Raw genomic sequence first — 26764 nt, forward strand, 5'->3', positions numbered from 1 at the left:
GCAACAAGCTGAAATTGAGTAATTCCTCCCGCTGGTCGTCTGCCGCTTCACCAGCACTGCGGCACTTTTCAGGTAGGCGCGATCGCGCACATCCTCAATGGAAAATTTCCAGCTCTTTTCCGGACGGCTAATGCGCTCCAAAAAGCGTTTTTTTTGCTCTGCTTTGGAGATATTCAAGAAAAACTTGAGGATGAGAATGCCATTGCGCGTCAAGTAACGTTCGTAGTGATTAATGTCCTCAAAGCGCTCTTTCCAGATGTGCTTGGTCTTGGTTTCGGGGGGAAGTTGCTGGCGGTTGAGCAAATCGGGGTGTACTCGCACCACAAGGACTTCTTCGTAATAGGAGCGATTGAAAATACCAATGCAGCCTCGCTCTGGCAAAGCGCGGTTGGCTCGCCACAGAAAGTCATGATCCAACTCTTCGGCACTGGGCACCTTAAAGCTATACACCTGACAGCCTTGGGGGTTGAGGCCACTCATGACATGTTTGATGGTGCTGTCTTTGCCCGCTGCATCCATCGCTTGGAAAATAATCAGCAGCGCGTAGATATTTTGGGCATAGAGAACATCTTGGTAGGCCGCTAGCTTCTTAATACCAGCGGCGAGGAGTTCTTGAGCTTCGACTTTACTTTTGAGGCCGGCGGTATCCGCAGGATCATAGTCCTTCCAGTGGAATTTCTCCCCCACAGGGACAATGTAACGATCAGGGTCAATTTGGTCGAGAAAATCTTGGGGAATCATGATCAAGAGAGGCTGCGGCAGAACTGTATCCTAGCCTACATTTTCTCATTACAAAAAAATCGAAATGGGCTGCTTTGCGGTCTCTCTTTAACAAATTGTATAAGTCACGGGCAAAACACAATTCTCTTTGTATGCTGTATCAGTAGGCGAGCGATCGCCCTCGGTCGAATCATTTCCTGTTGTTTGCGTTCTGGACAGCCACCGTGGCTCCGATTAAACCTCAGAAACTGGATCTGGATGCAAGTTACCCCTGCCCCTGTCGTCGCCAAGGGGAACTTATGCCCATCGCCCTCACGGAAGCCTTTGGGTGTCGGCGCTGTCAGCAGATTTTTGTCGTCCGCCCTGATGGCTTTTCCATTGAGCAGTTGGCCACCACCTATCCCTACAAGCGAGCGTGGTATTGGACGGGATTGCAGTGGAGTCAGTTACAACGGGGGTTTTCAGAAAGCTACTGGTATTTTGCGATTGGCCTGAGCTTCTTTTTGTTGATGCCTATTCTGCTGTGGCTGCCCTTGCTTCTACAATTGTCCTTAAAACCTGAAGGGCTGCTATGGATTATTGCCTCCCTGCTGATTGCCCTGACACCGGCATTTCTAGTCTGGATTGCCCTCTCCCGTCGTTAAATGCGCTGCGGCCATGTTGCCTGAGCCGCTAAGGGGGGCGCGAGCCGCCAGTACACACCTCAGCCAAGCTAGCTATGCCCTTCGTCAGGAAGCTCTCAAGCGATTGATTGAGGAGTTAGGCGCAGCAGAACCCCTATTGTTGGAGCAAAATACCCTTGATCTAGAGTCCAGCCGCGATCTGGCGGTGTCTCAGATTGTCCTTGGTTGGCTGCGGCTGACCCATGAGCGCCTACACCGCATTCGCCAATGGTTAGAGCGCCTCTATCATGCTGCGGATCCGTGGCAGCAACCGTGCCCCACCCAACCGGAGCGGTTTCAGTATGCCGTTCCCTTGGGGGTCATTGCCTTGGTCTATGAAGGGCTACCCACCCTCAGTTTGATGCTGGCGGGTATGGCGCTGAAAACGGGAAACGCCCTTGTGATCTGGAGTGGTGAAAGTAGCCACCACACCGCCGGGGCGATCGCCGGCCTCATCGAGACCGCCCTCGGCAAAGCCAGTCTGCCGCCAGCCGCCATTCAGACTCTCTCCCTCGATCCGGCCGGTTGGCTTGCGGATCCGACTGCGGTTGATCTTGCCCTTGTCTACGGCCGTCCCCGCTTTGCGGCCGAGCAACGCGCCGCTGCCCGCTGTCCTTTGGTGACCCTGTCCTTGGGCAATACCTATTTGGTTTGGGATGGGTCGGTGTCGCCGGAAAGTGTCCTCAAGTGTATTCAGCAGAGCCACCAAACCCATCCGGATTGTACCCTTGCCGTTGAAAAGGTTATTGTGCTGGGGAATGTGAACCCCTCTCATCTGACTTTCGTGATCAATGAACTTACCCAAGCCGGCTACCGGCAAGGGGTGGATGAGCACTTGCACCCCAACTATCCGCACCTGCCCCTCGTGGAGAAGGGAGAGTGGCCGCTCCCCTATTTGGAGCAGCGCTTGGCATGGCACTACGAAGAGGATTTAGCCGCGGCAATTCATTGGATTCACCACCATGGCAGTGCTGCCAGTGGCATTCTTGCCGGCAGCTATGAAGACTGCCGGGCTTTTTATCAGCAGGTACAAACACCCCTTGTGTTTATCAATCGGCCTCCCCAACTGGAGCGATTGGAGACCTTGGCCATTGGTGGGGTTGCTAAGGGGGTTCAGCGGGGACTCTTTGGCCTTGGGCAGTTACTCAGTACCAAGCAAGTTTGTCTCTAGGGGATTTCAGGTGGAGCTGACGGGAACAGGCGTGAGCCAATCGTCACTGCCATTGGTTTCCACTTCGGTAAGCCAGCGTCGGTAATCGGCCACAAGATGCTGACTGAGGCGCTGTTTGATCGTTAGCAGCACACTCTTGACCAGGCCATTGCCGGTGGCCTCCAGAATCGGACGGGGCGTGAGATCTAAAGGCGGTGGAATATCTACCCCCACCTGCAAATCCGCAAGACCAATCACATCCGTACCGTTGGCGGTGGCTTGGGGAAACAAGTAACCTTCAAGGGCTAGGTGAAAGCGGCGATTGATGTAGTCCACCCCGCGGATTTCACAGCCAAGGGAGCGCAATTGTAAGGAGCCGTCACTGTTGGCATGAACGGCAAGATCCACGGTGGGCTGCAAGCTGACCATGAGAAAGTTCAAGGGACGCATCTTCAAACGAAAGCGATCGCTCCCCAAAAATTCCACCCGGCTGGGGTCGGTTAGGGCATAGACAAGCCGCCGCGGTTGACGCAGGTAGTGCTGTAAAGGAGCCGTGGGGGTTTCAATGTGGAGACAGACAGATTGGCTGGCCTTGAATTCTAAGTACATGGCACACCTAGCGAACGTTGTTTCTAATGTAACGAATTATTAAGAAGTTCGTGAACGGTAAACCGAACTCCCTAATCTGCCCAGTGGGTTTGCCGTCCCAGCCAAATGACGGGAATGAGACCAACGACGACCAAGGCTAGGGCACTCAAGGCGGCTTCGGGAAGTCGCTCATCAGAGGCAAAGCGGTAAACCTGTATTGCTAGGGTATCAAAGTTAAAGGGACGAATGACCAATGTGGCCGGCAGTTCTTTCATGACATCCACAAAGACCATCAGGGCGGCGGTAAACAGGCCGGGCACCATCAGGGGCAGGTGAACGGTGCGCAGAATATTCCAAGGCGATCGCCCCAAGGTTCGCGCTACTTCATCTAGGGAGGGGCGGATTTTCACCAAGCTGGCCTCCACACTGCCCAAGGAAACGGCCAAAAAGCGTACCAAGTAGGCATAGATCAGCGCTGCAATTGTGCCACTGAGAATCAAGCCCACTTCTACGCCCCACAGGTGCTCGCTAATATCGTTCATGACGTTATCTAACCACCCCAAGGGCATGAGAATCCCCACCGCAATCACCGTGCCCGGAATGGCGTAGCCCATGGCAGCCATCTGGGTTCCCCAGCGCACCCAAACCGTTGGCAGTAACCGCTGCCCATAGGCCAGCAGCAGGGCAATGCCCACCGCCAACACCGCCGCAAGGGTCGCCAAAATCAGGCTGTGGCTGGCATGTTCTAAAAATTCCCGACTGAGTTGCAGTTGTTGGTAGGTGATGGCCAAGTAGAGGAGCAACCCGCCGGGGAGCAGCAGACCAAAGAAAACGGGTACGGCACAGACCAGCCAAGCCAAAGCTGCTCGCCATCCTTTGAGCGCGTAGGGAATCGGGCGATCGCCGCCGCGATTGTAGTAGCGGGCTTTGCCCCGCGACCATTTCTCCACCAGCAACAGGGCAAAAACCATCACCACCAACACTGAGGCCAACTGCGCCGCCGCCACGCGATCGCCCATGCCAAACCAAGTGCGGTAAATCCCAACGGTGAAAGTATCCACCCCAAAGTACTGCACGGTACCAAAGTCATTCAGAGTTTCCATGAGGGCGAGGCTTGTACCGGCAGCGATCGCCGGCCGGGCAAGGGGCAAGGCCACCGTCCAAAAACTGCGCCAAGGCCCACAGCCAAGGGAACGGCTAGCTTCTAGGCTACAGGTGGCCTGCCCCAAAAAGGCGACTCGCGCTAAGAGAAAGACATAGGGATAGAGGACAAGGGTAAGCATGGCGATCGCCCCCCCAAGGGAGCGGATATTGGGAAACCAGTAGTCACCGTAGCCCCAGCCCGTGAAGTCCCGCAGCCAAGTCTGCACCGGCCCTTCCACAGCAAAAAACTCCGTATAGGTGTAGGCTAAGACATAGGCCGGCGCCGCCAAAGGCGTCAAAAGCAGCCACTGCCACCAGCGACTCCCCCAAAATTGACAGTTGGTAACCAGCCAAGCCGTACTGACGCCAATCACCACCACCCCGATTCCCACCCCTACCATCAAGCAGAGGGAGTTCCACAGGTAGTCCGGTAAAACCGTGGTGGCCAGATGCTGCCAAGTGTCACCCGTATTCACAAAGACTTGGCCGAGAATGACGAGAATAGGCACGGCAATCCCAAGGGCAATCAGCCACACTAGGAACTCCCAAGGTTGCAGGCGAACCCACCGCGGGAGGCTAAGGGACTTAGACACGGCACGACCTCCGAAAACAGACACGCACTTTCTAAAAAGACTCTAAAGAAGGGTCAAACTAAAATCCAGCCAAGGCGATCGCGTGATCATGGCACTGGTCGAAATGTAATCCACCCCCGTCAGGGCCACTGCCCGCAAGGTTTCCAGCGTGATATTGCCGGAGGCCTCAATCTTAACGTGGGGGGCTTCGGCGCGGATCATCGCCACCGCTTTGGTCATCTCTGGAATCGGCATATTGTCGAGCATGATCACCGCCACCCCCAAGGCGAGGGCTTCGCGCACCTGCTCAAGGGTTTCGGTTTCCACCTCAATGGCCAAGGGAAAGGGAGCAGCTTGCCGCACTTTCTCCACCGCCGCCGTGATTCCCCCTGCGGCCACAATGTGGTTGTCTTTAATCAGGATTGCATCGTCAAGGCCAAAGCGATGGTTCACTCCGCCCCCCACCGCCACCGCATACTTTTCTAAGAGGCGCAGGCCGGGGGTGGTTTTGCGGGTATCCACCAGTTGGGTCGGCAAATCGGCAATTTCCTGGGCATAGGTACGGGTGAGGGTGGCAATGCCACTGAGGCGCATCAAGCAGTTGAGTGCCAAGCGCTCCCCAAGGAGTAAGGTTTCGAGGGGCGCTTCAATGCGGGCCACCACTGTCGGCGGATCACAAACGGCACCCTCCGCCTGCTCATAGGTGAACACGACCCTTGGCGTAAGGCGTTGGAACACCCGCTCCACAATGGGCAGGCCGGCAATCACGCCCTGACTGTTAAGACGAATCTCGGCTTTGCCTTGGCGATCTTGAAGATGCAGGGCTTGGGTGGTGCGATCGCCCCGGCCGATGTCCTCCTGTAACCATTGATCCAAGAGGGGATCCAAGACACACCACGGCGGCAGATAGGCAGACACCCTAGGATTCATTGGAGAGCGTCACCAATGCCTGTAACTTGTCCCAGGCGGCGCCAGCGGCCAGAATTGCCTTTGCCCGCTCCACCCCTTCTTGCCAATCCTGCACTGCACCGGCCACATAGAGGGCCAAGGCGGCATTGAGCGCCACCACCTCCTGTTGAGCCGTCGTGCCTTTTCCCTGCAGCACTTGGGTGAGGATTGCGGCATTGGTCTGGACATCTCCGCCGGCCAGCTCACGCAAGGGTGCCTTGGTCAGTCCCAAGGCCTCAGGATCGAGGACTTCGTGGTGCAGCGACTCCTCAGGACCCCTAAACAGTACGAGATCGGTTCTATCCCCCAAGGTGGCTTCATCCACCCCTTCGCGGCTATGGAGAACAATCCCCCGGTGGCGACCTAGGCGTTGCAGGGCACCGGCCAGGGCTTCAAGATAGCGATCGCTAAAGACCCCGATCACCTGCCCCGTGGGATGGAGGGGATTCACCAGCGGGCCGAGCAGGTTAAAGACCGTGCGAATTTTCAGGGTACGGCGTAAGGGCGCCACCGCTTTCATGGCAGGATGCCAACCGGGGGCAAAGAGGAACGTGATCCCCACCTCCTTGAGTAAAAAGGCAGGATTGCTGTGGGCAAGGTTGACCCCCAGGTGCTCTAGGACATCCGCCGAACCGACGCGGCTGGAGACGGAACGATTGCCGTGCTTAGCCACTTTGACCCCGGCTGCTGCCACCACAAAGGCAACGGCGGTGGAGATGTTAAACGTACCGGCGCGATCGCCCCCCGTGCCGCAGGTATCAATGAGGGGTTCGGCCAAGTTCAGCGGTGCCCCGGCAGACTGCGCCAGCAACACCTGCGCCATCCCCGTCAGCTCCTCAACCGTCAGCCCCTTAAACTCTAAGGCCGTGAGAATGGCGCCGGAGAGAGCCTCGGGAATTTCTTCGGCTAGCCATCCTTGCATTAACTGGGCGGCCTGCTCTTGGGTCAGGGCTTGGCGATCGAGGAGTTGTTGGAGCAGGTCAGACCACATTGAACGGTGCAGGAGACAAATCGAGACTTAATTGAGTTGTTGTTGGCGCTGGCGTGACTGCCAGTAGTGCAGCGGTAAGCAAAGCAGGGAAGAGGTGGTGAGCAAAAAGGCCAAGAGGGCGGTAATTTTGCACATCTGACCCAAATCCGTACCCTCTAATGGTACAGCGATTTGCAGACCCCGCGCACCACAATAGACGAGCCAATAGACAAAGATCATGCGCCACAGGGTTTCGCCGTAGGCCTCTTGGGGGGAAGACTCCCGCCGGGGAAAGTGCTTTGCCTCTTGGTGAGCTGTGTACAACAGCCAACTTAGGCCACCGAGGGCGGCGATCGCCGACACAATTAGCATTCCCACTGACCAAGAAACCGGCACTGTCATTGTTCCTTTGAACTCCCTATCATCGGCACATTAGTTCCTCAGTCTAGGGGAGTCCCTAGCAGGCAATGACACTTGCTAACAATTTGAAATTTTTACGTCAACATAATTTACAAATCCGCTCCAAGTTGAGGTGGGCCATGACCGCTGCCGTGAGTTGATCCAGTGCCACAGCCCGTTGCTCAGCATAGTGGGGAACCGCGGTGGGTAACGGTGGCAATTGACGGCGCGATCGCAACACATTTAGCCAATGGCGACGCCAGGGGCCGTTTTCCAATAGCCCATGCAGATACGTGCCCCACAGGGTGCCCGCCGTGTTGACCAGACCCAGTTCTGAAGCCGCAAAAAGGGGCTGCCAACCTCGAAGATCCCCTCCATATTCACTTTGGCCTTGGTGAATTTCATAGCCTAGGATTGGCTCAGTGCAGGGAAAATACAAGGATTGGGTTTGTCGTTGTCGGGTGCATTTGGTGGCCTGCAATTGCGTATGCAGGGGCATAAGTCCCAGTCCTCGGTAAGTGCCGGGGTCTCCCTCTAGACCCAGCGGATCGCCGATTGTGATGCCCAACATCTGCCAGCCGCCGCAAATGCCGAGAATGGTTCCCCCTTGGGCAGCATAGGCTTGGAGTTGCGCTGCCATCCCCGTTTCCCATAGCACGTGGAGATCGGCAATGGTGGTTTTCGTCCCCGGCAGGATCACGGCATCGGGGTGTCCCAAGGGACGCTGGGGGGGGAGAAATTCAAGGGAGACACTGGGTTCTGCTAGCAGAGGGTCAACATCGGTAAAGTTGGCAATGCGCGGCAGGCGAATGACGGTAATTTTCAAGTCTGCCCCCTGGCGTTGGGGACGGGGATCCCACAGATCAAGGGAATCTTCGGCAGGGTAGTGGCGCTCCAGCCAGGGAATCACCCCCAAGACCGGTATCCCTGTGGTCTCCTCTAACCATTGCAGACCGCTGTCGAGGAGCGATCGCTGGCCGCGAAATTTATTAATCACAATGCCTTGAATCAGTGCCCGCTCATCGGCCTCTAGGAGCATCAAGGTACCCACAATCTGGGCAAACACGCCGCCGCGATCAATATCGGCCACCAGAAGGGTCGGTGCCCCTAGGTACTTGGCCACCCGCATATTGGTGAGATCCCGGTGCTTGAGATTGATTTCCGCCGGTGAGCCTGCCCCTTCACACACAATCCAGTCAAAGCGTTGCCGCAGATCCGCCAAGGCCTCGGTAATCGCCTGCCAACCCCGCTCAAAGTAGTCCCGATAGTAGTCTGCCGCTTGGGTGACACCCACCACCTGCCCCTTGAGAATTACTTGGGAGGTCATGTTCCCCTGGGGCTTGAGGAGGATCGGGTTCATGGCCACTTCGGGTTCTATCCCTGCCGCCCAGGCTTGTATGGCTTGGGCATAGCCAATTTCGCCGCCTTCGCGGGTGACGTAGGCATTCAAGGCCATGTTTTGTCCCTTAAACGGCGTGACACGGTACCCCTGCTGCGCCAGCCAACGACAAATCACTGCTGTGAGGAGGGATTTACCCGCATGGGACGTGGTTCCCACTACCATCAGGGCTTTAGCATTCATGGTGGAGTTAATCATTACTTCACTGCCTGTGGTACCTTTCTCAACAGTTCTGGTGTTAGGGATTGGGTCAGGCTCAAACCACAAGTGGGCGAACTCAAGGCCATAGCTGCTGCCAGCGTCAGCCACTGCCGTGCTTGTTCATCCCCTAGAAGGTGCAACCGTAGAAAGGCCAAACTCAATCCGCGCAGATAGGTTCGCGATCGCGGCGGTGTGGCACCCACAAGCTCCTTGGGCACAGGCAGCACGGGTTCACTTTGATTTGCCTCGCCAATGGTGGAAAAATGGGTTGCATCGTCTATTAAGACAAGGTAGCGATCGCGGGTCTTCAGCCATGTAAAGGGATAAATCTGCTCCTCCACCGCCGGGGCGATCGTATCGTTACTGGCAGCCACAAACATCACGGGAATTTTTAACTGGCTCAAAGACTCAGGACTAAAGACGGCACTGGTAATGGGGTTAACGGCAATCACTGCCTGTACCCGTGGGTCTTGGAGAGAATAAACCGTTGCTGGCAATGCCCGCGCTTGGCACTGGAGCAGCAGGGATACGTTCAAAGAGTCGAGGAAACTCTTGGTGCAATGGCGTCGCAGTTGTTGAACATCCAAGGGCGCCCCCGCCAAGGCCAAAGCCGTATAGCCGCCGAAAGACTGGCCGATAACCGCCACCCGCTCTAGGTTCAACTGCCCTGACCAAGGATAGAGTTGCTCGGGAAATGCCCCCAAGCGATTGAGGACAAATGTGACATCAAGGGGACGATCCAAAAATTCTTGAGCGGCTGCCATGGGACTGCCATAACCCATAGAAAAGGAAAGTAACCGGCGCGTCGAGCTACCCCGGTGCTCAAGGGCAATAACCGCAAAGCCGTGGGAAGCCAGATGCCGACACAAATAGCGATAGCTATGACGATTTGCCCCCAGTCCATGGGAAATGATGACCACCGGCACCCGCTGTCCTGCAGGCACAATGGGTAGATAGAAATCCGCTTCAACGAGGCGCGAATGTCCCGTCAACTGCAACCGTTGAGGTGACTGATCCACCGCTGCCCAAGGCATTTCTAGCCACCGCCAAGGCCCCGCTTGGAGCAGGGATTGCACACTGACAGGTACAGAGGCGGTGTGATGTTCTAGGGCCTGTTGACGGACAACCTCCAGAATTGTCTCTGTTTCGCGGATTGTATGCTGGAAGTTTTTGAGAATCGCAAGTCCTTCCTTGAGGTCAAAGCGGATGCTGGGGGAGGGGTAGTGGCGCATCACACTCAATGCGGTGAGACCCTTAGGATCAGTGGCCGCGAGAATCAGAGCCGATCGCAGGGCAAGGGCATTTTCTTGGCGGCTTTGGGTTTCGAGAATTCGACCCGCTTGCGCCATCAATTCTTGACCGAGGGGGGAATACAACAGTTGGGCAACGGCCACAGGGGAGAGTCGCAGCCGTTCTTGCAACGCCAATCGCAATTGCTGCCGCTGCCCAGGCGATAATAGCCGCAAATAGCGCGATAGTTCCGGCGAAGCTTGACCTGTGGCAGCAAATTGTTCTAAGTCCGCAATGGGGAGCGATCGCTCAAAAAAGCCATAGCGAAAAATAATGCGTTCGGCTGCGGTTACTGACAGCTCCCTTGATCCCACCAAAAAGATACTGAGACCCGCGACAACACTGAGGGGGAGCAAGAGAAACCACTTAAGGGAGAGGGTGTCCACAGCGAAGAGTCACGCAATACCACTCAATCAAAAAACTTAGAAAAGTAGTGGGAACAGTTAGCGCAAAAATCCTATAGGTACTTTCCAGTATAGAGACAGCCCCTTTCTATCATGCCTGCTGCTGAAGTCATGCCCGCGCCACTTTGGAACTACTAGGGTGCTGTCCTCGTCTTGAAGACTACTCAGGTTGTGAGCCAACGCAATACCGGTACGTGATGGACATCATCACCATCAGGTTGGAGCTATCACCCCGCAGCCCACACCAAACTTCTATGGTAGTAGTGTGGCAGGTAGGGAACTGACCAAAGATTGACGATAAAAACCCTAACACTCCCCACTACCTCTTTTCACTAAGGATATTGACCTATGAAACGCCGTATGTTTACCTCACTGCGATCTTTCATTCCTTGGAGCTTGGCCGTCCTCATCCTCAATGCGGGTCTCAGTTGGGCAGGATTTACACCCCCCAAAAACCTATCCCGTCCGGGGAATCGGGAGGGGGCGGCCACCCGCGGCATCTGTAAAGTGCAAACCGCAGCGAATGAACCTGATTTAACTACACTGGTACCAGCGAGTAACATTGGCTTGACGGCGGCGAATCGCCCCACCTTTTACTGGTATCTACCCGCTAATAATTATCAAGCTCTGGAGTTTGCTCTGTTTCAGACCCTTGCCAATGGGACGCAGGTGCAAATTTACAAGCAGCAGTTTCCGATGGCCAATCGCCCACGCCTCGACAGTATTACCTTGGCGGGTGACGTGCCACCCCTACAGGAGGGTGTGGATTACCGTTGGACCGTCAGCCTCATTTGTAACGCCAGTGACCCCGATCCCTCCCAGATTCGCTTTGTAGAAGGCTGGGTACAACGGGTTGCTCTACCCGAAACACTGGAACAACAACTCCGCCAAGCCAGCTACCTCCAACGGTATGATCTGTTAGCTAGCAATGGGCTTTGGTATGATGCCCTCGATACCCTGATCAAACTGCGGCAGAAGCAGCCCAATGACGGCAAAATTCAGGCTCTTTGGACAGAGTTAATGACGGCTCAAGAGGTCGCCCTGCCGCAGCTTGGCAATCTGGCGATCGCCCAAAGCAGTCGAAGCAATGGACGCTAACTAAGAAAATTAAGAAAGGGTCGCCCGTGGTGGTAGCTGCACTTTCCGAGCAAGCCCCAAGCGTTGCAGCAGCCAAATCACCCACCATGTGGCATCCACTTCCCACCAGTACCAGCCGGCTTTGGCGACGTGGGGATAGGCATGGTGGTTATTGTGCCAACCTTCTCCATAGGTGAGGAGCGCTGCCCACCAGAGGTTGCGGGAGTTATCGGCCGTCTCAAAGCGGCGGTAGCCCCATTTGTGCGTGGCAGAGTTAATCAACCAAGTACTATGCCAAAGGAAAACCGCCCGCACAAACATTCCCCACAGCAGCCACGACCAACCGCCTAGGCCATAGAGGAGCAAGGCAAGGGGCACTTGCAGCAGCAAAAAGTAGCGATCGAGCCAGCGGTAAAAGGAATCTCGTGTCAAATCCGGGGCAAAGCGGGCATACTCCTCGGCATCAAAGAATTGACGATGGGGATAGACGAGCCAGAGCATATGGCTCCACCAAAAGCCTCGCCGTGCCGAGTAGGGATCTTTCACTTCATCTTCGGTGTGGGCATGGTGCAAGCGGTGACCGGCCACCCAAAAAATGGGGCCTCCTTGCATGGCCAAAGCACCCAAAATAGCAATCCCATACTCTAACCACTGGGGCACTTGGAAACTGCGGTGACTCAAGAGACGATGGTATCCCAAGCAAATACCGATACTACCAAAGAGCCAGTGGAGAAAGAGGGTGACAGCCAAAGCAGACCAGGAGAAAAAGAAGAAGGCAACCCCCGCTAGGATATGGACAGCTCCAAGAAAGAGGACAAAGCTCCAATTGAGGCGGGCAGTCTGTGGTTGCAACTCCAAGGATGATGACATAGGCACTCCTCAACACCGTTTATGAGTTTAGACGCGAGTTTAGATTTCGAGATTCTGAGCCACAAGAAAATCCTAAAGACAATCTGTGGCTAAATGGCCTTAGAAAATGTCCTACCAGATTTTTGTTGCAGGTAGGTATCAAAGACGGCAGCCACATTGCGGATGAGGAGTCGTCCGACGGGGGTGACTTCTAAGCGATCGCGCCCCAAGTGAAGGAGGCCATCGGCAGCCAGTTCCTGTAGCGCCGCCAACTCCGAGGCAAAGTGGGTATCAAAGTCAAGATCGAACCGGCGGGCGATCGCCCCCTTGTCCACCCTAAACTGGCACATCAATTCCATGATGACTTGGCGGCGCAGCACATCCTCACGGTGCAGTCGAATGCCGCGTTCGGTGGCTAGGTGACCGGCAGCAACTTCACTCAGGTAGGTGGCCAAGTGTTTCTGATTTTGGGCATAGGCCTCCTGCAACATACTGATCGAGGTGAGACCAAAGCCAATTAAATCTGCCGTTGGCAGTGTTGTGTAGCCCTGAAAGTTGCGCTTCAGCGTCCCCCCCTCTTGGGCGATCGCCAGCTCATCGGTGGGCTTGGCAAAGTGATCCATGCCGATGTACCGATAGCCCTGACTCGTCAGCGTTTCAATCACCCGCTGCAAGATGGCCAACTTGGTTGCGCCCTCCGGTAGAGTTGCAGGATCAATGCGTTTTTGAATGGGTTTGAGATTGGGCAGATAGGCAAAGTTAAAGACAGCAATGCGATCCGGATCGAGGCGGAGCGTTTTGGCAATCGTTGTTTCAAAGGACTCAACCGTTTGATAGGGCAGACCATAGATGAGGTCAATGTTGACGCTCTCAAACTCGGCAGCACGGATCCACTCCATGACTTGAAAAAGCCAAGCTTCGGGCTGGATGCGATTCACCGCCAGTTGTACCTGCGGATCAAAGTCCTGCAGGCCAAAGCTGATGCGATTAAAGCCCAGCTCCCGCAGGCGAAAGAGATACTCACGCTCGATGTAGCGGGGATTCACCTCAATGGAAATTTCCGCCTCGTTGGCAAATGTAAAGTGGTGGGTGAGCGTGCGCCACAGAAATTCCACCTGATCAATCGTGAGGTAGTTGGGGGTACCGCCGCCCCAATGCATTTGAATCACCGGCCGAGTGCGATCCAGCCGTGCTGCCACTTGGGCAATCTCGGCGGCCAAGGCCTCCAAGTAGGTTTTGGCAATGGTTTGACTTTGGGTGACAATGACGTTGCAGCCGCAAAAATAACAGGCAGTCCGGCAAAAGGGAATATGGACGTATAACGAGAGGGGCAGGTGCTCTGCGTTACTCCGCAGCAGTTCCCGCTCAAAACAATGGCGATCAAAATCGGCCGTAAATTCGGCAGCCGTGGGGTAGCTGGTATAGCGGGGCAAGGGGCGATCGTATTTTTGCAGCAGTGCCCCATCAAATTGAATTGGCTGAATCACACTCATGGATTGGTGCAAGCTCCTGACAAGATCAACAGTCGGTTTTACACGGCAACAGCTTCCGGACGGGGTTGCTCCCGCCGAGGGGGCTGGTTCTCAATGACCACGGACTGCCACACCTGATCACCAATGGTGGCTTTTAACTCCGGCTCAAGGGCGTGCATGAGGTTGCAGTTGAGGGCAAAGGCAAAGTTGGCTTCCTTGACAATGCGGGCGATCGCCCCTTCCTCGATGCCAAGACCATCCAAGGTTTCCCGATACCGCTGCTTAAAAGCTTTTTTGTCTTCGGGAGTTGGCAGAGCTGGAAACTCGTAAAAGGCCGTGCCCTTGCCTTCGGGCAGCGCTAGCTGGGAACGGACAATTTTGCCCAAGGCCTGTCCGCCGGAGAGGTCGCCCATATAGCGGGTGTAGGAATGGGCAATAAGCAGCAGAGGATCACTCTGAGCCAAGTCATGAATACGACTGAGGTAAACACGGGTGGCCGTGAGGGGCGTAATCTGATCGCGCCAATCGTCGCCGTAGTAGAAGGCCAAATCTGCGGCCAGCTGGTCACTGCGGTTGAGTTCAGGGAAGTACATTGCCCGCAGGCGATCGCCCGGCGCATTGGCTAAGGCGGCTTCAAGAGCGGTGTAAACGAAGTAGAGATTGGCCAAAAACCGGCGGAAGAGATTGGGGGTAATTAACCCGTGGACAAAGCATTTCATGAAGGCAGTATGTTCCGCCAAGGTGTGAGCCTCGGCAGTTCCTTCGCGCAGCGCAAGGGAGAGCACTGTCATACCTGTAACTCCTGAAATTAGTTTTTAACAATCTTTTTTAGAGTAAATTCATCCTGCCAACGGAGAATGGCCGTGGGCTGAATGGGGGTAGAACGGCAAACTACAGGTGAGTATTACTTTTTGACCATATGGCTGTCAAGCGAAAATTCAAAAAACATTACAAAACTACCTACTTTTGCAGAATTGTCAAGGCGGTTATTGACCGTCCTCAGGGATATATATAGTATAGTAAAACGGTATGACCTGCATAGGTTTAGTTCTATAGGAGTGACAGGCTTATGGTGGCGATCGCCCCCAATCCCAATTTAAGCCAAAGCGTTAAAACCATTCGCGAAAACCTTTTAACTCCCCGTTTTTACACAACAAATTTTGAACAGGCAGCAAAACTTGACCTCAGTCGCCAGCAGGAACCACTGGAAGCAATGTTGGCGGAAATGCGGGCAGACTACAACCGCCATCACTTTGTCCGCGATGAGTCGTTCCAGGGCACCTGGGACACCTTGGATGCCGAGACCCGCAAGGCCTTTATTGACTACCTTGAGCGCTCCTGTGTCTCTGAGTTTTCAGGGTTTTTGCTCTTTAAGGAACTCTCACGCAAGCTCAAGAACCGCAACCCCCTGTTGGCGGAAATCTTTCACCTGATGGCACGGGATGAGGCGCGGCATGCGGGGTTTCTCAACAAGGCGATGATGGACTTTGGCCATGCTATGGACTTGGGCTATCTCTCCAAGGCGCGTACCTACACCTTTTTCCCGCTGCCTTGGGTACTCTATACCGTCTATCTATCGGAAAAGATTGGCTATTGGCGCTACATCATCATCTACCGTCACCTTGAAAAGCACCCCGAATATTCCTTCTATCCCCTCTTTAAGTACTTTGAAAGTTGGTGCCAAGACGAGAACCGCCACGGCGATATTTTCAAAGCGTTGATCCACTCCCAACCCCAATTGATTCAAGGCTGGGGCGCCAAACTCTGGATGCGTTTCTTCCTACTGACGGTGTTTGCCACCCATACGCTGACAGTGCATGAGCGTGCCAAATTCTATGAAGCCCTTGGCTTCAATGCCACTGAGTTCGATCGCGAAGTGATTGCCAAAACGAATGAAACAGCAGCGCGCACGTTCTCTGTGGTGCTCAATGTCGATCACCCTGAGTTTTATCCCCGTCTGCAACGCTGTGTTGAAATCAGCGAAAAACTTCAAGCCATTGAAGCCAGCAATCAACCGAAGTGGCTGAAAGCTTTACGGAAGCTGCCTCATCAGTTGGCGATCGCCGGACATCTCCTGCGCATTTATCTGTTGCCCCCGCTCAATGCCCAACAGGAATGGGGCACGGTGCATTAAATCTCCAGCTCCTCTTGGCGAAAGCGGTTGAGCAGTTCTACCAGCAATGCTTGGTTGGCCTTGGGAATCAGGCGATCGAGGGAAAGGGACTGCTGCCCGCCGCCAAGGGGAACGGAAACCGCCTGCAAGACAGTGGTGGCCTGCGCCGCAGTGATCTCCCCTTGTTCCAAGAGAGGTAAAAACGCCTCAGCAAGGGGAGTTGCTAGCTTTGCATCCCCAAGGTAGAGATGCCATTTGGCTACATCAATATAAATATCGCGGCCAATTTCAGCCGCAAGGCGTTCGATTAACGGGGTACGACTCATGGGCGTCACCTGATTCTGTATTCTCTATCATCGAGCACACAGGTTAAATACGGTAGTCTGGAAGGCCTGCTCGATCATGGCTGAAAAAATCCCCCTATGGTTAATCCACAGGGGGTTGCAAAGCGGCTATTCAGTACCAACTTATGGATCGTAGGGCTTTTTGCCGGTGAATTTCAGTTGAGAGGGGTTGGGATTTTGGCCAATGGAGCGCGGCACACTGTTGACGGCTTCGCGCCCTTGGTTCACTTTCTCAGGGAAAACCCCATCCTTGGGATGGATCAATACCGTTTCACCATCGGGGAAAATGCGATAGATTTTATAGTCGTTAATTTTGCGGGGACGCAGTTGTTGGGCAGCGAGGGCAAGGCACTGCTCCTTACGGGCAAGGTAAACGAGATTTTCGCCTTCACGCATCACAGCAGCCCCAGCCGTCGGCATTTCAAAAACTTGCTCTTTGGGGCTTGTCCAAGTGATGGCATATTTCTCTTCCGTATCCGCTTTGCTGAGGAGGCCGCCGGTGCTGCCACCATAGAGCGGGGGTTGCCCAGTGAGTGTTGTCATGCGTTCGATCCTCAATCTCTCACGTTTTTATCCTTCAGATTGGCTAAATACAACCCTTTTCTGAGATGTGGGATACATATAAGGGAATGCCATCCGTGGGAAAAGGGCTGTAGCCAGACTCAACGGCATCGTAGCATTGAAATCGCTATGTTGCGGCGAGTTGTGAGAAACTGTAACAGTTTGTTCACGATGACTCATCGTTATTAGGCTATTTGATCCTGATTCTGAATTACTGCCAATGCTCACCCTTGAAAAACCTATAGCTAAAGGGCAGATTTGTTAAGATTATTGACAAAGTGCACAAAAATATGTCCGCTCCTCACAAGGGATTATTGAGCAATGCAATATCTCTACCTCCATGGATTTGCCTCGTCACCGCGCTCGGGTAAAGCTCAGTATTTTCGCGATCGCTTTGAGGAACTCGGTCAGTCGCTTCTCATTCCCGATCTCAACCAAGGAGACTTTTTTCACTTGACCCTGAGTCGCCAAATTGAACAGGTAGAAGCACTGCTCTCCCCCGAAGAACCCGTCACATTAATTGGCTCCAGTTTTGGTGGCCTGACGGCCGCTTGGCTAGCAGAAAAACATCCCCAAGTAGTGCAACTTTTTCTCCTGGCTCCTGCTTTTGAGTTTGCTATCCACTGGCTGCCCCGTTTAGGGGATCAGTACCGCCGCTGGCAGGAAACTGGCGTTTTAGAGGTCTACCACCACACGGAGGGGCGCCTGCTGCCTTTGAGCTATGGCTTTGCCAAGGATTTACTGGCCTATGACGATCGCCAGCTTCAGCGGCCGGTGCCCACTCTGATTTTCCATGGCCTTCAGGATGAAGTGATTCCCATTGAGGCCAGTCGTCGCTACTGTGAGGGTCGCCCTTGGGTAAGTCGGGTAGAACTCGACAGCGATCACGCTCTTCAAGATGTCCGGTCGGCAATTTGGGGTATGATGTTGCCCATTATCCGCCCGCAACTGACCTAAAGGGTTTGGCTTAACGAAAGGGCAGGAACTTCTGCGCGCACAGCGCGAAACATGCCAAAGCGGCACAGTCCGGTGCCGAAGGCAATTCGCATCAGCAGGAAGGTGGGCACTTCCCGCAAGGCTTTCACCAGCCCCGGCAGACCAAAGCGAACCAGTCCTTCGGGTCGTACAATCCCCTGCCAAATCGAATCCAACCAAGAGGGGAGTGTTTCTTGGGTCCAGTCGGCGGTGATCACCTCTCCATCCACTAAACCCGTTGCAGCAAGGGCTTCGGTAAAGCCTTCAATACTGGCAAAGGCAGGGTGCGCCCACTGATCTAGGAGTTGGCGCATGATCAGTCGCTCCCAGAAGCTTAAGGGGCGGCGGCGATCGTCGCGCTGGTTCCAATCGGCAACCACAAGAATTCCCCCCGGCTTGAGCACCCGTAATAATTCCTTGGCAAACTGCTGCTTGTCGGGCATGTGGGGACCGGCTTCGATAGACCAAACCACGTCAAAACTCGCATCTGGAAAGGACAAAGCCAAAGCGTCATCCACCTGAAACTGCACCTTAAGATCCGGGGGAGTGAGTTCCTGCGCCCGCCGCACCTGCGCAGGGCTAATTGTAATCCCGGTCACGTCAAAACCGTAGTCGCAGGCTAAGATGCGACTGCTGCCGCCAATGCCACAGCCGACATCCAACACCGTTGTCCCCGGTGGTAGACGATCAAGACCGGCCCAGCGCACCATTTCATGGACAAAATCAACTTTGGCTTGGCGAAAGTCTTTGGGACGAGGGGGCGAGCCGTAGTGGCCAAGGTGAATATGTTCACCCCAGTAAAACTCCAGAATGCCATCCTTTGTCCAGTTGTCGTAGGACTCGGCAACGGAGTGGGCAGACTCATACTTCCGAGGAAAAAGTAGATAAAGCGCTATCCCCAAGAGGGCTAGGGCTACGGCGACAACAACCACTATTAGAAATAAATTGAACATGGAGCAAGCTTGGTGTGTAGGTCTCTATTTAAGATGACAAGGTTGCCGGTTGTTCGACAAGACAGGGGCAGCAGAACAGTTAGGGGCGATCGCCCCCCATCGCCTCCTCGACAGAGAGAAGGATGACTTCTTCCCAGTAGCGACATAGGTACCGATAACAGGCAGGGGGTGGCACAGGCAAGTTTTTCAGGTAAAAGAACGTCACCTGTTGTCCCGATTCCAACAGCAGTAGGCCCTCCCGTTGCAGGCTATAGCCGTCGGCCGCCCCTAGGATGGGGGCACTCATGAAATGATAGCGCCTTGCCAACCAGGCATTGGGGAAGGGGGCTAAGCGTTGCCGAGGCACAGAGTGGGCAGAAAACGTTTCCCCCGTAACGCCGACAGGGGGGTATTCGGAGTGCACACCACCACACCGCGACCTGCCCTGAGGTAGCCTACCCAAGCGTTATCGCCTAGGCCCAGGAGATTCGTGGCAATCCAGCGATCCTGCCACGCGGTGAATTCCATCGATTTGGAAGGGTCACTGACCTGGTGGTTGGAAAAAACGACCTTGCCCCCACCTAGGAGCGGGGGCACCCCTAATCGCTCAAGGGGACTGCCGTTGCAGTTCGGCGCGTAATTTTTTAGAGGCAGCCACCATATTCTTGAGGGCGGGGATCACCTCTTCCCAGCGGCGGGTTTTCAGGCCACAGTCAGGGTTCACCCAAATCTGCGCAGCGGGTAAATTGGCCAGGGCAGTTCTGAGTTGGGCAACGATTTGCTCGACGCCGGGAACAACGGGACTGTGGACATCATAAACCCCATTGCCGACTTGGTGAGAATATCCCGCATCGGTAATTTCAAATAGGGTTTCGTTGTTGCTGCGGCTATTTTCAATCGAGAGAACATCGGCATCCAGGCGTTGAATGTGCTCGATAATGTCACCGAACTCGGAGTAGCACATGTGGGTATGAATCTGGGTGGCCGGTTGGGCAACCCCGGCGGCGAGGCGAAAAGCATCCACCGCCCATGTCAAGTATTCCGACCAACGTTCCGGTTTCAAGGGTAGGCCTTCCCGCAGGGCGGGTTCATCAATTTGAATGATCTTGGCACCTGCTGCTTCGAGATCGGCCACCTCCTGACGCAGGGCAAGGGCAATTTGGAACGCCTGTTCGCGGCGGGAAATGTCACTGCGGGGAAATGACCAGTTGAGCATGGTCACAGGGCCTGTAAGCATTCCTTTGACCGGTTTTGGGGTCAGGGACTGAGCAACCTTCAATTCCCGCAATGTCATCGGTTGAGGTCGGTCAATATCGCCGTAAATAATGGGAGGCCGCACGCAACGGCTGCCGTAGCTTTGTACCCAGCCATGCTCGGTGAAGGCAAAACCCGATAACTGCTGGGCAAAAAATTCCACCATGTCGGTGCGTTCAAATTCACCGTGAACAAGGACATCTAAGCCGGCCTCTTCTTGGAAACGAATACATTTGGCAATTTCGGCGTCAATGGCGGCTTCGTATTCCGCTTGCGTAATTTCACCCCGTTTGAGTTTAGCCCGCAGTTGCCGTATTTCCGTCGTTTGTGGAAATGAGCCGATGGTTGTGGTGGGCAGCAGGGGCAACTGCACCTGGCACTTTTGGCGATCGCCATAGGGAGCCGGACGCTCGAAGTCTTGCGGTGTTAAGCTTTTCAGTTGAGCTTGCACCTTGGCGTTGGCGGGGCTAAAGTCTCGGAAGGCGCGCCAGTGGGCTTCTAGCTCCTGAATACGAGCATGGGCAGTGGCCTCTCCCTCCCCATAGGCTTTGAGTAATTGAAGTTCTGCCAATTTTTGCTCGGCAAAACTAAGAACGTTGCGCAGGGGTTCTGGGAGCTTGCCTTCGCGATGCCCATCATAGGGCACAAACTGTAAAGACGCCGAGGGATGGAGTTTAATTTGGGGCGCGATCGCCCGAATTGCTTGCAGTTTCCTTAAAACGGTGTCCGGCTGAATCGCCCACACATTGCGGGCATCAATGAGACCGACGCCCAAAATTTTGTCTGCGGGGAACCCTTGGTCTTCTAGCCATTCCAGATTGCGGCCTCGGGTAAAGTCAAGGCTAATGCCGTCCACGGGTAATTGAACCGCCCAAGGATAGGCTTCCCCGAGATCGTCAAAGTAGGTCACTAGATGCAGGGGCACACCCACTTGAGCCAGCCGGCGGTACATGCGTTGATAGAGGGCCTGAAAGTGGGGGGCATCCCCCAGCACAAGAGCGGGTTCGTGAAGTTGCACGCCTTTGACGCCGAGGTCTTTGAGGTGGTTAAGCAAAGCGGTGTAGCGCTCGGCCAAGCGGTCAGCAACCACCTCCTGATTGACAAAGAGCCGACTCAGCCGCAGAAATGTAACCGGGCCAATGACCATGGGAATCGCGCGATCGCCCACCACCTGTTGAGCCTGTTGCACCTGCTCTAGGAAATCGCTAAAGTCAGTCTCCTGCCAGCGATCGCCCACCTCGGGTACCAAGTAGTGGTAGTTGGTATCAAACCACTTTGTCATTTCCAAGGCGGGAATTCCTTCTTGCCCTCGCGCCATGGCAAAGTAGCGCTCTAGCCCCTGCAGATGACCAAAGCGATCGGGCACAATCCCCAGGCGCACGGACCAGTCCAGCATGGGATCGTACAAGCTCATGTCACCGACCCCGATTTCTTCAATCCCGGCGGCCAGTTGGCTCTTCCAGTTGCTGCTGGCAATCTCTTGGGCCGTTTTTAGGAGCGCTGCTGCCTCAAGCTTGCCTTGCCAGTAGGCCTCCAGCGCCTTTTTCAATTCTCGCTGTTTGCCAATGCGGGGATAGCCAATGGTGGCGGTTGTAAGGTGAGATTGCGGTTTAGACACAGAACCTTGGGCTGTCATTGTTGCATTGTTGACTCCTAATGAATAGAGAGAGAGTAGAAAAATAGAACCGTCCTTTGAATCGGAGCACCGCTCAAGAGATCCCAACGGATCGTGAGCACATTTTGAGGACGCAGCCCACTTGTGAAGATGACCCGAATTTCGCAGGAATGAAGAATGCTGCCCTTGAAGAGGATTCTGCCTTCTATATTCCCCAAAAGGTGTGTAGCGGCCTAAAGAGAAAAGCCTATCTTTCAAGGGTTGAACTTTATAGAAAAACCCTGCCTGCGCCTGCTAAGAGACGCTCTCTCCTTCGGGGGCAGCACCTAAAACAGACTGTTTAGAAAACTTGCGGAAGTGGCTTTCTGCGCTTTGGCCAAAGAAGCTGCCTATGATGAATAACTTCTAGAAGAGAGCAAAACTGATAACGCATCATCCGTACCTCGCAGATGAAGAGAACAACAGACCTCTGGCGGGCATCCTGACTGAGAAGGTCACTGCCTTCATCACAGTTGCGGGACAGCGTCGGATTCGCACCGAACTTTCCCCCTTCCGTTTGCTAGCTGACCCCTAGCAAAACCAGAGGATATATGGGAAGATGCTAACACATCCACCAAGGAAATGGATGACAGCCCAAACCGCTTTAGGGAAAGCGGCAAAAAGCGCGAAGCGTGCCCCCCTTGAAAGAAACTAGAATCCGTAAACATTTGGTAGGGTAGGGCAGCTACCCCATGCGCGGGAAAAACACTGTAACTTAGTAATTAAGACCCCTTGAGAATTCTGGGAACAACTGTCTTGGCGGACGTGCCTGTGTTTGACTCCATTGAATCGGCATTGGATGCCCTGCGGCGGGGCGAAGTCATTGTGGTGGTGGATGATGAGAATCGCGAGAATGAGGGGGATCTTGTGGGGGCCGCCGAGCGGGTGACCCCGGCGATGATTAACTTCATGGCAGTCCATGCCCGGGGATTGATCTGCGTGGCTATGGAGGGCGATCGCCTCGATGAATTGGAACTGCCCTTAATGGTGACAACAAATACCGATAGCAATCAGACCGCCTTTACGGTAAGCGTGGATGCCGGTGCCCGCTGGGGGGTGACGACCGGAATTTCCGCCGAAGACCGCGCCCGCACCATTCAAGCCCTCATTGACCCCACCACCCGCCCTCAGGATTTGCGGCGTCCCGGCCATGTCTTTCCTCTGCGATCGCGCTCCGGTGGAGTGCTGAAACGAGCAGGTCACACCGAGGCGGCGGTGGATTTAGCCCGCTTGGCAGGCCTTTACCCGGCAGGGGTCATCTGTGAGATTCAAAATCCCGACGGCACCATGTCGCGGCTGCCCCAACTTCTGGAATATGCCCGCACCCACCACCTCAAAATTATCAGCATTGCCGATCTAATCAGCTATCGCCTTCAACACGAGCGTTTCGTGCGCCGTGAAGCCGTGGCCAAGCTACCGACGGAGTTTGGGGAGTTTCAAATCTACGGCTATCGCAATTCCCTCGATCAATCGGAGCACGTCGCCATTGTCAAAGGAGATCCCGCCACGTTTGGCGAGCAGCCGGTTTTGGTGCGCGTCCATTCTGAATGCCTGACGGGGGATGCTTTGGGTTCCCTGCGCTGCGATTGTCGGATGCAACTGCAAGCGGCGCTGAAGATGATTAACACCGCCGGCCGCGGTGTGGTGGTTTATCTGCGTCAGGAGGGACGGGGGATTGGCTTGGTGAATAAACTGCGCGCCTATTCTCTGCAAGACTTGGGCTTTGACACCGTGGAAGCCAACGAGAAGCTAGGGTTTCCGGCAGATCTACGGGACTATGGGGTCGGTGCCCAAATCCTGAATGACTTGGGTGTAAAACAAATCCGCCTAATTACCAATAACCCCCGCAAAATTGCCGGCCTTAAGGGGTATGGTCTTGAAGTGGTGGATCGGGTGCCCCTGCTGATTGAAGCTACGCCCTACAATACGCCCTACTTGACCACCAAAGCTCAGAAACTGGGGCATTTACTGCTGCAAACCTATCTGATTACCGTGGCCTTTCGCTGGCAAGAGTCGCACCTCAACGCGGGCGATCGCTACGAACGGCTAGAAAAACTCCGTCATCTGGCCGCAGGGGTTGATTTGCTGTTGCGGGAGGAAGCCCGACCCGTGGCTCAGGCCATCTTTGGCCATCCCGATCTAATCGTTCACTTTGGGTTTGACCAACCCCATTTGGCCGATCGCCAGTGGTACCGCCAACCGGAACACCCCTATGTCCTTGCGGTGCAAACCCTGCTGCGGCAATTTTGCCAATGGCCGACGCTAAAAGGATTTGAATTTCTCGTGGCCACAGGCGGTGATCCCATGCTCAACCTACCGATGGATCTGGATCGCCAAGTCTATACCCAACAGTCCCCTAGCGAGTGGCGGCCTCATCTTATCTATTCATGGTTGACAGTGAAAAATTAAGATTTGTTAGAAGAAAATTTATTTTTGCAAGCAATATCTGGGAAAATTGCATTGAGATATACAGGACTAGAAACACATGCATTGGCAAGTGGCTTGGCAAAACGGCATTCGCTATCTTTTACTAGCACTACTCGCAAGTACATTGTGGGTAACCCCCGTCTGGGCAACCAGCGCGATTGATATCCCCTTTCCAGGAACAGCAACTGGTGTCATTGATGAGGGCAATGTTCTCAGTGCAGTCACCCAAGGCAGTGTCGGGCGATCGCTCCAAGACCTCTCCGAAGCCACAGGCATTAATGTTCATGTTGTAACACTCCACCGCCTTGACTATGGCGAAACTCCCCAGAGTTTTGTGGATGATCTCTTTAGCCAATGGTTTCCCGATTCAGAGTCCCAAGCCAATCAAGTAATCATTGCCCTCGATACCGTTACCCATGGCACAGCGATTCATTATGGGGATGCGGTAGCCGCACGCTTGAATCCTGAAACGGCCGAAAGTATTGTCCAAGAAACGATGCGAGTGCCCCTGCGGGACGGCAACTACAATCAATCGGTACTTGACACGGTCGATCGCCTTGCTAAAGTCCTTAAAGGCGAACCCGATCCGGGGCCGCCGGTGGTGCGGGAAACCGTTGTCCAGAAAACCTACAAGAGCAAAGAGGAAACCGACGATCGCTCCGCCACCCTCATCGTTGTTGCCCTCCTGATTGCCGCTACGGTGATCCCAATGGTGACATACTTTATGTATCAAGGATCATCGTAGCCAAACCCTCTTTCTATTTATGAAAATCTATACCTACCACACACCGGAGCGTGTACCGGCCGACTGGCAAGCCGACTGTGCCATTGCCGTTGATGTTCTGCGGGCAACCACGACGATCGCCACAGCCCTTGCTGCAGGGGCAGAAGCTGTTCAGGTCTTTAGTGATCTGGCAGAGTTAGAACAAGTCAGTCAGCAGTGGCCGGCAGCCAAACGGATTCGCGTTGGTGAGCGAGGAGGCAAAAAAGTTGCCGGTTTTGACATGGGCAACTCCCCCGCTGAGTGTGTGCCCGAGCGCGTCAAAGGGTGTCGCCTATTTATGAGCACCACCAACGGTACCCGTTCCCTTGAGCGCATTCAGGCGAGTCCCCTTGTTCTTGCCGCTGCCCTTGTGAATCGTGCTGCCGTTGCCGAATTTGTCCAAAAGCATCAACCGGAAACGGTTTGGATTGTCGGCTCCGGCTGGGAAGGCAGCTACTCCCTTGAAGATACCGTCTGTGCTGGAGCACTGATTCATTACCTCTGGGGACAGCAGGATGCCCCCTTTGAAACCCTTGCCGGCAATGATGAAACGATTGCTGCCACTGCTTTGTACCGCTACTACAAAGAGGATCTATTGACCCTCTTTCACCATTCTAGCCATGGCCAGCGCCTGCTCAACCTCGGCAATGAAGCCGATCTCAAATACTGTGCTCAAGTCGATATTCTCGCCATTGTGCCGTGGCAGGTTTCCCCCAAGCTCTTGATTAAGGCCTAGGGCACCACATCCCTACCCAGAGCAAGAAGCCCAACCAGACATTTTCATTAAAGTAACGACCATAGGTCTGAATCGGCAGCGTCGTTGTTTGGGTGTCCCGACGTTCGTGGGTATAAATTTGCAGGGATTGGCGTAGCCAAAAGTAGGTGCTGACTGCCAAAGCCAGCCAAAATCGCCAAGTGAGTCCCGCACTTAAGCCACCAATCATCAGGAAGGCCGCGGTCAGCAAATAAAAAAGGGCGATCGCCAAGGGGGCATGGGCACCGAAAAATAAGGCACTGGAATTGACCCCCAGCCGCCGATCGTCGGAGCGATCTGGCATGGCATAGACCGTATCAAAGGCTAGGGTCCACATCACCACTGCTGCCCACAACCACGCCGTCGTCAAGGTCAAGCGCCCCTGAACCGCGGCCCAAGGAATGAGCACGGCAAAGCCCCACGCTACCGCCAAGACCAGTTGCGGAATCGGAAACACTCGCTTGGCCAAGGGATAGAGCAGAATCACCGGCACTGCCGCCACCGCCAGCCAATACCCCAAGGGCGTGAGATAAAACGTCAATCCCCAAGCACAGAGTAAAGCAATCACCATTAAACCCAAGGCCACACCGAGGGAGAGTCGGCGACTGGCAAGGGGGCGGTTTTGCGTCCGCTGCACATGGGGGTCAATATTGCGATCCCAGCAGTCATTGACAATGCAACCCGCAGCACTGGTGGCGATCGCCCCCACCGTGATAATTAGCAGCAACTTCAACGACGGCAAGCCCTCACTGGCCAGTGTCAACGACCAGAGCGCAGGGATGAGGAGAATCAAACGACCCGCAGGCTTATGCCAACGCAACAGTTGGGCGATCGCCACCCAAGTGGGCACTGAGGTTGTCGAGATTTGAGAATTCACCACACCGATCCTACCGTGAATGCCACTATAGTTGACAATCTTAACTTTTCAGAGGGGGTTGGAGCATTGCGGCTCACTCTGTCCTAGGCTCCTAGTAGTTAGTCTGTACTCTGTCTATTCCGCTCTGTAAGCCTGATACAAATCTATCCAGCCAAGTCAAATAGACTCCATTGTTTAGATTTGCTGCTCACTTCCTGCTTCATTGAAGTCTCAAGAGCGACACTCTCAAGGGATGTTACTTCTCCACAGGCTTCAATTCCCCCAGA

At 54.5% G+C, this 26764-nt stretch carries 25 protein-coding genes and 1 riboswitch; of the genes, 8 read left to right on the forward strand and 17 right to left on the reverse strand.

Annotation, left to right across the window (positions count from 1 at the left end):
- A partial coding sequence (locus ACK4IR_RS11205) for a PPK2 family polyphosphate kinase (protein WP_409874460.1) occupies positions 1-741 on the reverse strand: 741 nt, incomplete at its 3' end.
- A gap of 203 nt (positions 742-944) precedes the next feature.
- Here ACK4IR_RS11205 and ACK4IR_RS11210 point away from each other — a divergent pair.
- Positions 945-1364 (forward strand): hypothetical protein, encoded by a 420-nt coding sequence (locus ACK4IR_RS11210; RefSeq protein ID WP_409874440.1) that lies wholly within the window; start codon positions 945-947, stop codon positions 1362-1364.
- A gap of 13 nt (positions 1365-1377) precedes the next feature.
- Positions 1378-2553, forward strand: a complete 1176-nt coding sequence (locus ACK4IR_RS11215; RefSeq protein WP_409874441.1) for a hypothetical protein — start codon at positions 1378-1380, stop codon at positions 2551-2553.
- A 6-nt stretch (positions 2554-2559) separates the two neighbouring features.
- Here the strand turns inward: ACK4IR_RS11215 and ACK4IR_RS11220 are convergent, their stop codons facing one another.
- The 7 genes from ACK4IR_RS11220 to ACK4IR_RS11250 form a co-directional block, all read right to left on the reverse strand.
- A complete protein-coding gene (locus ACK4IR_RS11220; RefSeq protein ID WP_409874442.1) occupies positions 2560-3141 on the reverse strand; it encodes a DUF1997 domain-containing protein in 582 nt (193 codons plus the stop codon).
- A gap of 71 nt (positions 3142-3212) precedes the next feature.
- Positions 3213-4856: an ABC transporter permease gene (locus tag ACK4IR_RS11225; RefSeq protein ID WP_409874443.1), complete on the reverse strand. Its 1644-nt coding sequence runs from the start codon at positions 4854-4856 to the stop codon at positions 3213-3215.
- A 42-nt stretch (positions 4857-4898) separates the two neighbouring features.
- On the reverse strand, positions 4899-5765 hold the full coding sequence (gene nadC / locus ACK4IR_RS11230) for a carboxylating nicotinate-nucleotide diphosphorylase (RefSeq protein WP_409874444.1): 867 nt from the start codon (positions 5763-5765) through the stop codon (positions 4899-4901).
- The gene (trpD, locus tag ACK4IR_RS11235; protein WP_409874445.1) at positions 5755-6774 is read right to left on the reverse strand and encodes an anthranilate phosphoribosyltransferase; all 1020 of its coding nucleotides are present in this window, start codon (positions 6772-6774) and stop codon (positions 5755-5757) included. Before trpD ends, nadC begins: the two co-directional genes overlap by 11 nt.
- 27 nt (positions 6775-6801) lie before the next feature.
- A complete protein-coding gene (locus ACK4IR_RS11240) occupies positions 6802-7155 on the reverse strand; it encodes a hypothetical protein (RefSeq protein ID WP_409874446.1) in 354 nt (117 codons plus the stop codon).
- A gap of 97 nt (positions 7156-7252) precedes the next feature.
- Positions 7253-8734 carry a cobyric acid synthase gene (locus ACK4IR_RS11245; RefSeq protein ID WP_409874461.1) on the reverse strand — a complete coding sequence of 494 codons (1482 nt, stop codon included), beginning with the start codon at positions 8732-8734 and terminating at the stop codon, positions 7253-7255.
- Between the two features lie 14 nt (positions 8735-8748).
- Positions 8749-10428, reverse strand: a complete 1680-nt coding sequence (locus ACK4IR_RS11250; RefSeq protein WP_409874447.1) for an alpha/beta hydrolase — start codon at positions 10426-10428, stop codon at positions 8749-8751.
- A 366-nt stretch (positions 10429-10794) separates the two neighbouring features.
- On the opposite strand from ACK4IR_RS11250, the gene ACK4IR_RS11255 reads away from it, so the two are divergent.
- A complete protein-coding gene (locus tag ACK4IR_RS11255) occupies positions 10795-11544 on the forward strand; it encodes a DUF928 domain-containing protein (protein WP_409874448.1) in 750 nt (249 codons plus the stop codon).
- 9 nt (positions 11545-11553) lie between these two features.
- Here the strand turns inward: ACK4IR_RS11255 and ACK4IR_RS11260 are convergent, their stop codons facing one another.
- From ACK4IR_RS11260 to ACK4IR_RS11270, 3 genes are all read right to left on the reverse strand, one after another.
- The gene (locus ACK4IR_RS11260; protein ID WP_409874449.1) at positions 11554-12393 is read right to left on the reverse strand and encodes an acyl-CoA desaturase; all 840 of its coding nucleotides are present in this window, start codon (positions 12391-12393) and stop codon (positions 11554-11556) included.
- A gap of 89 nt (positions 12394-12482) precedes the next feature.
- Entirely contained in the window at positions 12483-13865 is a 1383-nt protein-coding gene (hemN, locus tag ACK4IR_RS11265; RefSeq protein WP_409874450.1) for an oxygen-independent coproporphyrinogen III oxidase, read from the reverse strand.
- Positions 13866-13903: 38 nt separating this feature from the next.
- Positions 13904-14635, reverse strand: coding sequence for a heme oxygenase (biliverdin-producing) (locus ACK4IR_RS11270; protein ID WP_409874451.1), 732 nt, complete (start codon positions 14633-14635; stop codon positions 13904-13906).
- Between the two features lie 278 nt (positions 14636-14913).
- Between ACK4IR_RS11270 and acsF the strand changes: the two genes are divergently transcribed.
- On the forward strand, positions 14914-15978 hold the full coding sequence (gene acsF / locus ACK4IR_RS11275; protein WP_409874452.1) for a magnesium-protoporphyrin IX monomethyl ester (oxidative) cyclase: 1065 nt from the start codon (positions 14914-14916) through the stop codon (positions 15976-15978).
- Here the strand turns inward: acsF and ACK4IR_RS11280 are convergent.
- Both ACK4IR_RS11280 and ACK4IR_RS11285 read right to left on the reverse strand, forming a co-directional pair.
- Positions 15975-16283: a DUF3181 family protein gene (locus ACK4IR_RS11280; protein WP_409874453.1), complete on the reverse strand. Its 309-nt coding sequence runs from the start codon at positions 16281-16283 to the stop codon at positions 15975-15977. The two genes, acsF and ACK4IR_RS11280, sit on opposite strands and share 4 nt — an antisense overlap.
- Positions 16284-16424: 141 nt before the next feature.
- Positions 16425-16844: a photosystem I reaction center subunit II PsaD gene (locus ACK4IR_RS11285; RefSeq protein ID WP_298614669.1), complete on the reverse strand. Its 420-nt coding sequence runs from the start codon at positions 16842-16844 to the stop codon at positions 16425-16427.
- 339 nt (positions 16845-17183) lie between these two features.
- On the opposite strand from ACK4IR_RS11285, the gene ACK4IR_RS11290 reads away from it, so the two are divergent.
- Positions 17184-17819, forward strand: a complete 636-nt coding sequence (locus ACK4IR_RS11290; protein ID WP_409874454.1) for a YqiA/YcfP family alpha/beta fold hydrolase — start codon at positions 17184-17186, stop codon at positions 17817-17819.
- On the opposite strand, the gene ACK4IR_RS11295 is transcribed toward ACK4IR_RS11290, so the two are convergent.
- From ACK4IR_RS11295 to metE, 3 genes are all read right to left on the reverse strand, one after another.
- A complete protein-coding gene (locus ACK4IR_RS11295) occupies positions 17816-18790 on the reverse strand; it encodes a methyltransferase domain-containing protein (protein ID WP_409874455.1) in 975 nt (324 codons plus the stop codon). The genes ACK4IR_RS11290 and ACK4IR_RS11295 overlap by 4 nt on opposite strands.
- Positions 18791-18869: 79 nt before the next feature.
- Positions 18870-19193, reverse strand: a complete 324-nt coding sequence (locus ACK4IR_RS11300) for a hypothetical protein (protein WP_409874456.1) — start codon at positions 19191-19193, stop codon at positions 18870-18872.
- 183 nt (positions 19194-19376) lie between these two features.
- Positions 19377-21659, reverse strand: a complete 2283-nt coding sequence (gene metE, locus ACK4IR_RS11305; RefSeq protein WP_409874457.1) for a 5-methyltetrahydropteroyltriglutamate--homocysteine S-methyltransferase — start codon at positions 21657-21659, stop codon at positions 19377-19379.
- 432 nt (positions 21660-22091) lie between these two features.
- Positions 22092-22237, reverse strand: a riboswitch (cobalamin riboswitch).
- A 205-nt stretch (positions 22238-22442) separates the two neighbouring features.
- Between metE and ribBA the strand changes: the two genes are divergently transcribed.
- From ribBA to ACK4IR_RS11320, 3 genes are all read left to right on the forward strand, one after another.
- Entirely contained in the window at positions 22443-24086 is a 1644-nt protein-coding gene (gene ribBA / locus ACK4IR_RS11310; RefSeq protein ID WP_409874462.1) for a bifunctional 3,4-dihydroxy-2-butanone-4-phosphate synthase/GTP cyclohydrolase II, read from the forward strand.
- Positions 24087-24162: 76 nt separating this feature from the next.
- Positions 24163-24849: a photosystem II repair protein Psb32 gene (psb32, locus tag ACK4IR_RS11315; RefSeq protein WP_409874458.1), complete on the forward strand. Its 687-nt coding sequence runs from the start codon at positions 24163-24165 to the stop codon at positions 24847-24849.
- Between the two features lie 19 nt (positions 24850-24868).
- Entirely contained in the window at positions 24869-25603 is a 735-nt protein-coding gene (locus ACK4IR_RS11320; RefSeq protein ID WP_409874459.1) for a 2-phosphosulfolactate phosphatase family protein, read from the forward strand.
- Here ACK4IR_RS11320 and ACK4IR_RS11325 read toward each other — a convergent pair.
- Entirely contained in the window at positions 25593-26498 is a 906-nt protein-coding gene (locus tag ACK4IR_RS11325) for a 4-hydroxybenzoate solanesyltransferase (protein ID WP_409874463.1), read from the reverse strand. The two genes, ACK4IR_RS11320 and ACK4IR_RS11325, sit on opposite strands and share 11 nt — an antisense overlap.
- Positions 26499-26764: the final 266 nt, after the last annotated feature.

This window comes from Thermosynechococcus sp. (assembly GCF_046299635.1).
Taxonomy (GTDB): domain Bacteria; phylum Cyanobacteriota; class Cyanobacteriia; order Thermosynechococcales; family Thermosynechococcaceae; genus Thermosynechococcus.